Source organism: Ideonella livida (genome assembly GCF_010499455.1).
Classification (GTDB): domain Bacteria; phylum Pseudomonadota; class Gammaproteobacteria; order Burkholderiales; family Burkholderiaceae_C; genus Ideonella; species Ideonella livida.
Map to the genome: position 1 here is coordinate 100,389 of NZ_JAAGOH010000011.1, position 13,060 is coordinate 113,448.

Annotated in this window: 7 protein-coding genes and 1 riboswitch; of the genes, 3 read left to right on the plus strand and 4 right to left on the minus strand. The window is 65.7% G+C overall.

Features of this window, described 5'->3' with window-relative positions; translation table 11 throughout:
- Positions 1–69: 69 nt before the first annotated feature.
- Entirely contained in the window at positions 70–3,831 is a 3,762-nt protein-coding gene (locus tag G3A44_RS11025; RefSeq protein WP_163457573.1) for a DUF748 domain-containing protein, read from the minus strand.
- A 295-nt stretch (positions 3,832–4,126) separates the two neighbouring features.
- Entirely contained in the window at positions 4,127–5,683 is a 1,557-nt protein-coding gene (locus G3A44_RS11030; RefSeq protein WP_163457574.1) for a UbiD family decarboxylase, read from the minus strand.
- A gap of 268 nt (positions 5,684–5,951) precedes the next feature.
- On the opposite strand from G3A44_RS11030, the gene G3A44_RS11035 reads away from it, so the two are divergent.
- The 3 genes from G3A44_RS11035 to nrdR all read left to right on the plus strand — a co-directional run bounded on the left by G3A44_RS11035 (position 5,952) and on the right by nrdR (position 8,842).
- Complete coding sequence (locus G3A44_RS11035; protein ID WP_239061809.1) at positions 5,952–6,839, plus strand: lytic transglycosylase domain-containing protein; 888 nt, start codon at positions 5,952–5,954, stop codon at positions 6,837–6,839.
- A gap of 43 nt (positions 6,840–6,882) precedes the next feature.
- Positions 6,883–7,012: riboswitch (ZMP/ZTP riboswitch) on the plus strand.
- A 58-nt stretch (positions 7,013–7,070) separates the two neighbouring features.
- A complete protein-coding gene (gene glyA, locus G3A44_RS11040) occupies positions 7,071–8,321 on the plus strand; it encodes a serine hydroxymethyltransferase (protein WP_163457575.1) in 1,251 nt (416 codons plus the stop codon).
- Positions 8,322–8,398: 77 nt separating this feature from the next.
- The gene (gene nrdR / locus G3A44_RS11045; RefSeq protein WP_163457576.1) at positions 8,399–8,842 is read left to right on the plus strand and encodes a transcriptional regulator NrdR; all 444 of its coding nucleotides are present in this window, start codon (positions 8,399–8,401) and stop codon (positions 8,840–8,842) included.
- 44 nt (positions 8,843–8,886) lie between these two features.
- Here the strand turns inward: nrdR and G3A44_RS11050 are convergent, their stop codons facing one another.
- Together G3A44_RS11050 and G3A44_RS11055 are read right to left on the minus strand one after the other, a co-directional pair.
- Entirely contained in the window at positions 8,887–9,324 is a 438-nt protein-coding gene (locus tag G3A44_RS11050) for a type IV pilin protein (protein ID WP_163457614.1), read from the minus strand.
- Between the two features lie 14 nt (positions 9,325–9,338).
- Complete coding sequence (locus G3A44_RS11055) at positions 9,339–13,046, minus strand: pilus assembly protein (protein ID WP_163457577.1); 3,708 nt, start codon at positions 13,044–13,046, stop codon at positions 9,339–9,341.
- Positions 13,047–13,060 lie beyond the last annotated feature (14 nt).

The following is a 13,060-nucleotide window of genomic DNA, read 5'->3' on the forward strand; positions in this document are numbered from 1 at the left end:
CTCCCGCGGTCCTCCATTGGACGATCTCGCAAGCCCGGGTGCGCAGGGGGCCCGTGGCACCCCTGAAACTCAGCGGGTCTCCAGCCCGAGCAGGACCCGCGGCGACCACGGCGCGCCGCCTTCGTCCTCTGCCGACAGGTGCAGGCGCGGGGCGCCCAGGAACAACTGTTCCCGCGACACCCCGCGGGCGATCAGCGCGTCGCGGACCGCCATGCCACGCTGCAGCGCCAACTCCCGTGCCTGGTCCTCACCCACGACATGCGTGGCCCGCAGTTCGGACTCCACCTGTGCCACCGGCAGCGTCGATTGGAATGGCCCCACCCAGGAGGCACCACGGCGGCTTTTGTGCAAGGCGCGCAACAGACGCTCACGCTCTGCGCCTTGAGGGGGAGACACCTCCACATCCAGCGCCGCCCCTGCGGCGAGCAGCTCCTTGCGCCGTTCGATCCGCAGCTGCTGCTCCAGCCAGGCGTTACGCATGGCCTCCCGCTCCTGCTGCGGATCCGCCAAACCGGTCAGGCCGAGCTGCAGCCCCGGGCGCTCCTTGAGCTTGCCCGCCAAGGCGTCCAGCGCCCCCAGCGCCTCAGGCGCAGGCTGCGCCAGTCCCGGCGGGAACGGCAGGGCGTCGGGCGCAGCCTCCCCTGCGCCCATGAGCAAGGCAAATGGCGCCGTGGCCGCCTTGACCAGCATGTTGCCCAGGAGCTTCAGCACCACTTGGCCAACGCTGAACTGTGGGTCGCTCAGCGAACCACTGACCGGCAAGTTGACGTCGATGACACCATGCCGGTCGCTCAACAGGGCCAGGGCCAGACGCACCGGTAGCTTGGTGGCTTCGGCACTGTTGGAGGCGTCGCCAAAAGTCAACTGGTTGAGCACCAGCTGGTTCTCTGCCTGCAGCGCGCCACCCGGGTCCACGCGATAGGCGAGATGAACGGACAACTTGCCGCGCTCAATCCCATATCCGGCGTATTTGGCGGCGTAAGCGGACAGGGGGGCCAACTCGATGTCCTGCGCCTTGGCCCGGAGGTCCAGCACAGGCGGCTTGACCAGAGGATTGGCGCCCCCTCGGACATCCAGCAGACCCGTGCCGGCGATCAGACCACTGATCTCCACCGGCGCCATGTCTCGACTCCCGCTGGAGAGGCGGCCGACGTAACCGTTGAGCTCGCTGAGCGAGGCACTGTATTGGGGGCGGATGAAACGGTCCGTGAATTCCACGCGCCCGTTTCGCAGTCGCAGGGCCCCTACCTCGAACACCGCGGCAGGCGGCGCCTCTCTTGAGGCACTGACCACAACGGGTGCCGATGCTGCGTCGGCAGGCGCTGGGGCCGCGGCCACCGCCGCCGGTGCTGACACGGCGCCCTGCGCAGGGGCTGGCACCAAGGGCGCCAGATTGAGGCCGCCCTGCTCGTCGATCAGGATGCTGGCGAAGAAGTCCGTCAGGCTCGCCTCCGCCAGTGCCAACTGCGGCACTCGCCCGGGCTGAAGCTGCACAGACAGGCCGGAAAGGTTCAACGCCTGCCAGCTCAGCAGGTCCTCCGCCTCCCTGAGTCCCTCGGCACGTGTACGGACCAGCACATCGGTCAGCCGGGCATCCCCTTGTGTCTGCAACTGCAGCCCCGCGGGGGCCAGCCTCAGCTCGGTCTGCCCCCGCCATCCCAACAGGGCCCGCACCAGACGGGCCGGCAACGCCTGACCGGCATAAGCGGCCCCCAGATGAACCGGCAATCGCTCGATCTGCGCCTGGCCACGCCATGCCAAGGGCGCCAGGCCCATTTGCCCCCGCCAGCCCATCTGGCCGGCGAGCTGCCGCTCGGCACCGGGAGCGCGCACCTGGGCGCTGCCTGCAACCGCCACCGGCAAGCCGGGTGCAGGAGGCCAGGCCAGGGCGCCCACCGTGAGCTGAAGCCGATCCAGGTCCATCGCCACGGGTCCGGCCGCCGGCCAGGCATCGCGCCATTGCAGGGCGGCGTCTTCCAGCACAAACCGCTGCAGCCCCAGAGACCAGGCCGGAGCAGCAGTCGCCGGCGGAGACGATGGCGCCGCCGTTGAAGCGACCACCGCGCCTTCAGGCCGGCCCGGGTGTAACCACCGGGCCACATTGAGCTGCCCTTGCGCATCCCGGCGCACCAACAACTGCGGGGCAGTCCACCGCACCTCTTCGACCTGCACCCGATGGGCCGCCAAATCAACCTGAGCCTGCCGCACCGCCAGGCGCCGCCAGCGCGCAGCGGGCAAATTCGCGGCCTCGCCAGGCTCGTGCACCGCCAGGTCCCGCAAGTCCGCCTGCACCACTCGCAATTCAGTCGGCGGTCCATCGGGTGAACCCGCCCAGGCCGCCTCGGCTTGAAGGCCAACCAGCCCGCGCAGCCGAGGGGCCAAATGCGACCGCAGATAGGGCCCCACCAAGTCCAAATCCAGGTCGGATGCCAGCAGGGTCACCCGGGTGCCGGATGTGGACATATGCCCCTGGAGGTCCAGGTGGCCCATCGTTTGTCCCCCCTCCCTGGCGCTGTGGAGCCACATTTCCGCCGCCAGGCGCCCAGGCGCCGCCCCGTCGACAAGCGGCCAGGCCAGTTGGTGGCCTGACACCCGGGGCCACTTGAGGTCCCACTCGGCGCTGGGCTGCGGCACACGATCGCGCCAATGCAGACGGATGTCCTGCAAATCCAGCCGCTGCAGGGCCAGCTGCCATGCAGAGGGGCCTGTGGGACCGCCTGCGGCGGGCACCTGCGGCTTGGGCGGCTCGGACGGCGCCGCAGCCGCCTGGGAGGGTGAGGGTCCAGCGGGCAGGCCGCTCAAGCGGCCGTCCGCGCGCCGCTCGACCCAGAGGTCCAGCCCCTTCAGCGTCAGGGCCTCCAATCCCACGCGCCGACGGGAGGGGTCGACGGCCTGCACATCCAGTTGTGCCCGCTGCAACTGCAAAAGGCGCCCCCCTGGTTGGCCCGAAGCCGTGCGCTCACGCAGGACCAGATCGGCCACGCGTACCGAACCCGAGAGTTTCAAGGCTGGCGTCGCCTGGGCGGGCGCAGAGAAGTCCAGCGCCACCCGCAGGTCCAACTGCCCCGACTCCGGGATCACGGGCACCGCCGCAGGCAGGTACTCTCGCCACTCCCCCAGGGCGAATCCACTGAGCGAAAACTCCAGGCGACCGGCCCGGTTGGGTGCCAAAGGCGTCGCCTCAGCGCGCGCCGCCAACACGGCGCCGTTCAGGCGCAAGCTCAAGGCAGGCTCCACCACCGTCTCCACATCCTGGTGGTCCAGGTGGAACAGGAAGGGCAGCGCCACCTGCAACGCCTGCACATGGTGCCGACGGCCCACCGGGCGGTCATCCAGCAGCAGCTCGCCACCCACCAGGCGAATGTTGTGCAAGCCGAAGCGGGGCAGCGGTGCCTGCGCTTTCGGCTCATCAGGAGACGGCGGGGTACTCAGACGCGACAGCACATCGTCGAAGTCGTAGCGTCCCGCTCCCACACGGGCCACCCGCACCACAGGACGCACCACTTCGAGGCCTTCCACCACGGGAGCCAGGCGCAACAGGCTGTGGAACACGGCCACATCCAGGTCGAGCCGATCCAGCGTCAGCAGCGAGTCTTGCCCCGGCGTAGCGCCCGCAATCGCCAAGCCCTGGATCACCAGCCGCCCATCCCATGGCTGGAAATCAATGGACTGCGCGCGCAAAGCACGGCCCAGCTTGTCGCTCACCGGGCCTTGGAGGACCTGCTGCAGCCCCCAGGGTACGCCCCACCAAAGCAGCAGACCTAGGCCACCGCCCCCCAGGAGCAGGCCCACCGAGAGCCACTTGAACCACACGCTACGCAAAAAGGACATGTATCTCCACGTACCCACTTCCGGGCTCCCATCCACTGGGGCGCGATTGTGGGCTAACGGGCATGCCACCGGCCCCGCCGGCCCCCCGCTCCACCGCATCAAGCCCCCAGAAGCACGAAGCCCCTCACCACGACCGTGGGAGGGGCTCGTGGTGGTCACGCGGACCACCTTGCTGGAGAGCGCCGGCGGTTGCAGGGCCGACCCTTCCAGGGGCTGCACGGATGCGGCCCTTTGAGATGCCTCGCACAAGAGGCGCTGTTAGATTAGCGCGCTGCGCCACCTTTGGCAAGACGACTCAAGACTTGGAGAACAGACGATCGTAAAGGTCATCCATCTTGCGGGTCACGGCCTCGTCCATGGTGATGGTCCGGCCCCATTCACGGTCGGTTTCACCCGGCCACTTGTGGGTGGCATCCAGCCCCATCTTGCCGCCCAGGCCACTCACCGGTGAGGCGAAGTCGAGGTAGTCGATGGGGGTGGATTCGACCAGCGTCGCGTCCCGGACTGGATCCATTCGAGTGGTCACTGCCCAGACGACCTCCTTCCAGTCACGGATGTCGACATCGTCATCCGTGACGATGATGAACTTCGTGTACATGAATTGGCGCAGGAAGCTCCACAGCCCGAACATCAGCCGCTTGGCATGCCCGGGATAGGACTTTCGGATGGAGATGACGGCCAGCCGGTAGCTGCAGCCCTCGGGCGGCAGGTAGAAGTCCACGATCTCCGGAAACTGCCGCTGCAGGATCGGCACGAACACTTCGTTGAGCGCCACGCCCAACACCGCAGGTTCATCAGGCGGCTTGCCGGTGTAGGTGGAGTGGTAAATGGGATCGCGACGGTGCGTCAGCCGGTCGATCTCAAACACGGGGAACCAATCCCGCTCGTTGTAGTAGCCCGTATGGTCACCGTAGGGCCCCTCCAAGGCATGCAGGTAGCCCCCCACCTCCTTGAGGGGAATGCCCAACTCGCTCTCTCCCTGGTAGCCGACTGCGGCCACAGGGATGTGTCCCTCCAGCACCATCTCCGCGCGGGCTGGCGCCTGGAGCTTGAGCGCCCCCTCGCCGACCGAGGTCTCCACCAGCTCAGTGCGCCCCCCCCGCAACAGACCCGCAAACTGATACTCCGACAAGGTGTCAGGCACCGGCGTGACGGCCCCCAGGGTGGTGGCCGGATCCGCGCCCAAGGCCACCGCCAGTGGAAATGGGCGCCCGGGTTGCGCTCGGGCGAAGTCGCGGAAATCCAAGGCACCTCCGCGATGGGCCAGCCAGCGCATGATCAGACGCCGCCGGCCGATGACCTGCTGACGGTAGATCCCCAGGTTCTGCCGAAGGCGCGGCCGGGCCACCGACTGCGGCCCACGGGTGATGACCAGCCCCCAGGTGAGCAGGGGCGCCACATCCCCCGGCCAGCAATGCTGGATGGGCCAGTCGGCCAAGTTGACCTCGTCGGCCTGCTGCACCACTTCCTGGCACGGTGCATGGCGGACCAGGGCAGGCTTCATGTCCCAGACCGCCTTGGCCATCTCCAGCAGCTTGCCGGCATCTTTCAACGATCTTGGGGGATCCGGCTCCTTCAGGGCCGCCAGCAGCCGGCCGACATCCCGCAGATCCGACACCTGATCAGCCCCCATGCCCAAGGCCACCCGACGGGGAGTGCCAAACAAGTTTGCAAGTACTTGCACACCGTTGCGGCCTGAGTTCTCAAACAGCAAGGCCGGTCCGCCTGCCCTCAACACGCGGTCGGCCAGCGCCGTCATTTCCAGGTGCGGGGAGACGGGTTCAGCAACCCGACGCAGCTCTCCCTGGGCTTCAAGCCCCTGCAGGAAGTCTCGAAGATCGCGAAATTTCATACATGAAAGTAATAAGAGAGCCTGCCCTTATTGTTGACCGGTTATTTTCGACCTTCCTACAATCCCGGAAAACATCAAGAACACAGCCCGATCCGGCGCGCACAACGACGCGTCCCGTGACAGGTCGGACTGCCAAGCCCTGCCACCCCGGCGCCCTGGAGCGCCTCCACCGCAGTCAAACCGGTGGCAGCCGATTATCGTCAGCGTGCTTGCACCGCCTGTTCGTGCGGACTTGCCGCATCGCCTGACGTGCTTCGAAAGGACGGACATGACGGGAACCTCCTGGGTTCAGCGCATGGCCACCAACGGCAAGAACGCCACCCGGGTGTTCCTGACGGACGTGGGCCATGGACTGCTCGAGGTGAGCCACAACATGCTGGCCATGCTCGGACTGCTGGTGCTGGCACTCGGTCTGCTCGTGCTGGGTCGTGCGGACCTGCGCGCCCAGGCCGAAGAATCCATCTTCGCTTGGCTGCAGGCCCGCGAAGCGGCCCGCGTGGCAGATGCCGGCGTCTACAGCTTGCCAGAGGACGCGGAAGTCGCCCAGCTGGCCAAGGCGCTGGCGGCCGATCCTTCCAGCCTGGACAAGCAGCAGGCGGCCGTGACGCAGTGGTTGGCCCGCCGATACCGCGTGGCACCCGAACCGGTCGCACGGCTGGTCAAGGAAGCCTGGCAAGTCGGCGGCAAGGTACGTCTGGAGCCCACGCTCATCCTGGCCATCGTGGCCATCGAGTCGAGCTTCAACCCCTTTGCCCAGAGCCCCGTGGGCGCGCAGGGCCTCATGCAGGTCATGACCCATGTCCACAACGACAAGTACGAGGCATTCGGTGGACGTCTGGCCGCCTTTGACCCGGTGACCAACCTCCGCGTCGGGGTGCAGGTACTCAAGGAGTGCATCGCACGCGCAGGCAGTCTGGAGGCGGGTCTGCGCTTCTACGTAGGCGCAGCCAACCTGGAGGACGACGGCGGCTACGCGCACCGCGTGCTGACGGAACAGCGCCACCTGTCTGCAGTGGCGTCCGGGCGAAAGATTCCAGTGAATGTGCCCAACGTGGTGCCAGAGGCGGCACCGGCCGCCCCCAATGGCCCGCTGGCCCAGGCCGATCTGTCCCTCAGCTGGGACAAGGCCGGTAGCGAAGCACGTCTGGCCCGCTGATGCCTCCGGCAGGGCCGCGACGGCCCCTGCCCGCTAGAATCCTGTTCCTACGCGCGACTGGCGAAAGTCCGTGGCCCGTCCCTCCGGGGCGACCATGTGATGGGTGGATCACCACCGTGGAGCGCGGCGCTGCGCAGCGCAGCGAAGAATTGCCGCTCGCCTGGGCACCCTGCCGACCGCCAACACGGGCGGATACGCAGGGTTATCACGCCCCGACCTGAAGGAATCTCCATGTTTGACCGCTCCCAATCGACGCTGGCCCATGTCGACCCCGAAGTCTTCGCCGCTGTGCAGGCCGAGAACCTGCGCCAGGAAGAGCACATCGAGCTGATCGCCAGCGAGAACTACACCTCTCCGGCCGTCATGGCCGCGCAGGGCTCCCAACTGACCAACAAGTACGCCGAAGGCTACCCGGGTAAGCGCTACTACGGCGGCTGCGAGAACGTGGACGTGGTGGAACAGCTCGCCATCGACCGGGTCAAGGAACTGTTCGGCGCCAACTTCGCCAACGTGCAGCCCAATTCCGGCTCGCAGGCTAACCAAGCTGTGTTCTTCGGCCTGCTGCAGCCGGGCGACACCATCATGGGCCTGAGCCTGGCTGAAGGCGGCCACCTGACGCACGGCATGCCGCTGAACATGTCGGGCAAGTGGTTCAAGGTCGTCAGCTACGGCCTGGACGCTGCTGAAGACATCAACTACGAGCAGATGGAAGCGCTGGCTCGCGAGCACAAGCCCAAGCTGATCATCGCCGGCGCCTCGGCTTTCGCCCTGCGCATTGACTTCGAGCGCTTTGCCAAGATCGCCAAGGAAATCGGTGCCTACTTCATGGTGGACATGGCCCACTACGCCGGCCTGATCGCCGCGGGTGTGTACCCCAACCCGGTGCCCCATGCCGACGTGGTGACCTCGACCACCCACAAGAGCCTGCGTGGCCCGCGTGGCGGCATCATCCTCATGAACGATGAAGCCGTGGCCAAGAAGGTCAACTCAGCCATCTTCCCCGGCATCCAAGGCGGCCCGTTGATGCACGTCATCGCTGGCAAGGCGGTGGCCTTCAAGGAAGCCCTGAGCCCTGAGTTCAAGGCCTACCAGGAACAGGTGGTGAAGAACGCCAAGGTGCTGGCCGACACCCTGATCGCCCGGGGTCTGCGCATCGTGTCTGGTCGCACGGACAGCCATGTCATGCTGGTGGACCTGCGGCCGAAGAACCTGACGGGCAAGGAAGCCGAAGCCATCCTGGGCGCCGCCCACATGACCTGCAACAAGAACGGCATCCCCAACGACCCGCAAAAGCCTATGGTCACCAGCGGCATCCGGCTGGGCACGCCGGCCATGACCACCCGCGGCTTCAAGGAAGAAGAGGCGCGCCTGACCGCCAACCTGATCGCCGACGTGCTGGACAACCCGCATGATGAGGCCAACCTCGCCCGTGTGCGCGAGCAGGTGGCGGCGCTGACCCGGCGCTTCCCTGTCTATCGCTGATCCACAGAACGTATGACGGCAGACGGCCCGCCTGAGGCGGCGCCACCTGCCCGTGCGTGCTGCGACACTCCGGACCCATGCGTTGCCCGTATTGCGCCCACACCGAGAGTCAGGTGGTTGAGACCCGGGAATCGGATGATGGGGACGTCATCCGCCGGAGACGTAAGTGCCATGGCTGCGGCAAACGCTTCACTACCTACGAAAGGGCCGAAGTCGCCCTGCCCGCGGTGGTCAAGCGCAGCGGAGCACGTGTCGAGTTTGAACCCGCCAAGCTGCGGGCTTCCATGACCCTGGCGCTGCGCAAACGTCAGGTGAGCATCGAGCAAATCGATGCGGCGATCGAGCGCATCCAGGAGCAACTCCTGGCCAGCGGCCTGCGCGAGGTGCCCTCCACCCGCGTGGGCGAATTGGTGATGCGAGAACTCAAGCGACTGGATAAGGTCGCCTATGTGCGTTTCGCTTCGGTGTACCGAAGTTTCGAGGACGTGGATGAGTTCAGCCGTCTCATCCAAGAAATCTGAGCACTACGGCGCCCGGGGACAGCGTAAGCCCGACCGGGCGTCGTTCATTTCCAGCACTCAGCCACCGTCCCCGACCCACTGACTGATTTGGCACCCGTGGCGGCCAGGCTCAGCACTCCACACTGCGGATCAATGGCGGTTCCTTCCAGCGCTCCCGCCTTGGGGTTGGCGCTCAGCCAGAACCCCTGCCCATCCTCATCCACCGTCAACGTGATGTCATAACCCCCAGCGCCCTGCTCATAGGCCGGAGGCAATGTCGCGTTCGAGTACGTTCCCCGCGCAGAGTAATAGCGCTGGAGAAATTGGGTGGCGGCCACCATGGCCGACTGGGCCTGGGAGCGCTTTCCCCTCTGCACATACTTGGTGTAGGACGGGTAGGCGATGGACCCCAGGATCCCCACAACCGCCACCACCACCAACAGTTCAATCAGCGTGAAGCCTTGTTGGCGTCCACGCACGGCACCCCTGAGCTGAGAAAACATGGTTGTGTGCACACTCACTTAGGCGGATTGACGATGGGGCGCCAGATGCGGTCGATCAGCTTGCGGGTCTTGACCTCCGGTCCCTTGCCGCAAGGCACGCAGCGCAGCACGGCCTGGTTGTCGGTGTTGACAATGGCCACCAGGCCTGTCCCGTCAGGACAGAGCTCGCTCGCCGAACAGGTCGGTGGCGCGCATGTCCCCACATCCTCGTTGCAGATCAAGCCCTCCTGGGACTGCAGCAGGGTGTCACGACCGTCGGCACGGGTTGCATAGATGGAGCCGGCAATGGTGCTGCCGGGCCCGGAGAAGTCATCGATGGCCCCGCCCGTCAGGGCGTTGAGGAAATAGTTGTAGGCCCCGCCCACCGCCACCCGGCAGGCCTCGACGTTGGCCACCGGCACCGTTGTGGTGAAAGTCACCGAATCACCCACCTGCGTGCCCAGATACGTCGCCCGCTCGCCTGAGGCGCGCGTGAGGTCCAGGACCCAGCCCTGCTGGGTCTCCCAGTCCACCGGATTCTGGGTCAGCACGTACTGGGTCTCACCCTCCACCTGGATGGGACGGTCGACAGTTTGGGTCTGCAACGCTTGCCTGCCCGCACGCCCGGCATCCCACAACGACTTGAAGGGGCTGTCTTGGCCCACGCTGGACTGCCCCTCTTCGGTGTCATCCCAAATGCCATACAAGGATTGGACCTGCGAGACCGCCAAGTCCGACTCGTCCAGCAGCTTGCCAGTGCCAAACAGCACCAGATGCCCCTTGCGGGGATGCACCTTGACATTGGGCGCTGCGGTGATGGGCTGCGGCGCGCCAGAAGCGTCGGTCGCCTTGAACACCGGCTGCCCCGAAAAACCAACCTGCCAGTCGTCTGGGGAGGGGCCCCGAAAATCAAACCGCCACAGATTGCCCAGCAGGTCTCCCGCGTATGCCGCATAGACCTCCTGATGGGCATTACGCAGCAGGCGAACCCCCATCAGGCCGTTGGTGGCCGTGGCCGGCACATACAGACGCCGGACCACCGCACCGGTCCTGAGGTCCACCACCAGCAGGGCACCCACGCCACTGGGGCTGTGGATGCCATTGCCAATGAAAGCGTACCAGCCCCCCCCGCTGCCCTGCACCTTGCCGACGCGGAAATCTGCGGTGACGTGCCCAAGGTCGGGGTCATCCCGGAGCTCCCACTGCACGGCGTCGGCACCCACGATCGCAGAAGGATCATCCGTCGGCACGACCAAGGCAGAAACCGATCGGCCACCGCTGCCCATGGAACTGAGCACCATGTTCGTCCACCGGGCGGCAGACTCACCTCGCGGGATGATGTGGGCGTCCGTCTCGTAGGTCGGGCCGTCAACGAAATACCGGTGGTAGTTGGCGTCGCTGCCGTAGTCCTGCTGACCCAGGATGCCGAGGTTCTTCAAACCGGTTCGCGGCAGATAACCAAAGACCTCCTGTCCGTCCGTCGTACGGAAGAACTCCAGCGCGCCGGCGTTGCCCCCGACCACCAGGACACCCCGCGTGCGCGCCTTCTTGGCCGCGAGGTAGGCCGAGTAACTCTGGGACTGGCTGCTGTCGGAAAGCGTTTCGTAATCCAGATCCAGATTGCCCTGTATCAGCAGCGGGGGCGAGTTCACGAAGTCGCCCAGAAACTTCGAGCCTCTGGAGCGGAAAGTGCTGGAATCCCCCTCCCGGGTGGCATCTCCCCGGATGTAATTGACGAGGTTCTCCGTCAAGCCCGTGGCAGAAACCAAGGCCGCATCCGCCTGGATCGCACCTGCCCATTTGAACTGCAGCGGCCCCGCGGAGCCCATGGTGTAGAGCGCACGAGACCCATGCGCAGGCAAGGACGAAGAGGCCACCCAGATCGGCGAGCTGCCCGTGGGAACCGAGCCCCGGGCATCCAGACTGTAGGCTTCCACATCACCCCACCAAGCCACCGACTTGTAGCGGGGAACGTACTTGATGTTCCCGGCCGTGAGCGTACTGGTGGTGGTGGCCACACCCGCCTCTTTGGCCAGCACCCCCACTGCGCTGCCCAGCGCATCCTTGAGCGCGTTGGAGAGTTCGGTGGGGTTGCGTACCGAATAGAAATCGCCACCGCTGACGACCGCCGCATGCCACATGTCGTCGATGCGGGTGCTGGTCGATCCCGAGAAAGGTGAAGGCCAGTTGAGGTCGCCCAGACGGATTTTTCTCAACGTCTCGGCCTTGGCCGTGGCAGAGGAAGCATCCAGGGTGCCGCTGACGCCCAAACCGACCATGTATTGGGTCAGGTGCTGCCAATAGGCCACATCGCCATCGCTGGGCGCAATGCCGTTCTCCACCGACGCGTCGAGATCCTCCCGGTAGTACTTGGCCGCCACATCTGCCAGTGTCCCGGCAACGGCTGTTCCCGCAGAACCAGCGCCATCCACCAGGGGGCGTACGGGGAGGTACTGGGTCGGCGAGAAGCCATAGGGATTGTCCGCGCTGCTGCTGTAGTCGAAAGGAGAGGCGGAGGTGTCGAGGTCCTCTGGCGCGACCCAGCCGTCAGGCTCACTGGCGTTCCAGTACCCATCTGACACCAGCAGGCTCACGGACCGCCGGCAACGCAGTTTGCCGCTGGACGGCACGCCCACCGTGGACAGCCAGGGACTGTAGGCGTCTGTTCGGTCCTTGAAATACCGGCCCACCTCATCCAGTGCAAATCGGGTCGGTGTATTGCCGAAGGAGACCGTGGTGAAGATCAACTCCTGCATGCGCTTGAGATGATCCGTGTCCAGGGGCCTGATGCCGAGGTTCACCACGTAGCCCGTTCGACCGTCGACCGTCAGGGTGCGGGGCGTATAGGTATCCCAGTCAAAGTCGCTGCTGGACGTGTTCATCCGACCGAAGCCGGCACGCATTTTGTCCTTGAAGTTGGCCAGGGTCTGCGACAGTGCGCCTTTGGCCAACCCTTCACGGGTGCGGTAGTAACTGAACCAGTTGGCAAAGTTCTGCAATTCATGCGCTTGATTGCACTTGTTGGCGGCGATCTCCGCAGACGTGTTGCAATCGGTCCGGTTGGGCGGAATGCCCGAGGCCGCATGCGCCCCGGTGGTGTCGTTCACGTCATACCGGTCATAGCTCGCCGTCTTGGTCGGATCCTGCCCAGCCTTGAGCCGGTAATAAGTGCCAGGATAAAAGTCCTGTCGACGTTTGGTGCCACGGTAACAGTCCGATGCCTCGCACCAATTGATATTGAGCGTGACCTTGCCACCCGTCGGGCTGAGGTTGTAGGCGGGATATGCCGGCGGAACCAGCAATTCAGGGTCCCATTTGGCGGCGGTGGCCACCGCGTTACCGTAGTTGCCGCCCGTCTTGTCGGAGCGGCTCCAGGGAAGATAGAGGATCGCGGGGTTGTACCAGAGCACATTGACGTCCGGCGACCGGTACTGCATCTGATAGGCGGAAGCGCCCGTCTTGAGTGCGGGGACGGTAACGGTGTTGTAGCGCGGCTCCCCCGGAAAACCCACCGGATTTCCCAAGCCGTTGCTGAGGGTCAGGGAGTAGCCGTTGACCTTGAAGTTGCCCTCGGGCATGTAATCCAACAGCATGGAGCCCGAGTCGTCCAGCGTGATCATCACGTTGGGGAACGGGACCTCGCCGGAGCGGACGACCAACGGGCGCTGCGAAGGCTCCACCGCAAGGCTCACCGACGACAACAGGAGCGCCCCCACCAGCCCGAAACCTGGTGGGGTGGCCATGGACAAACCGTGGT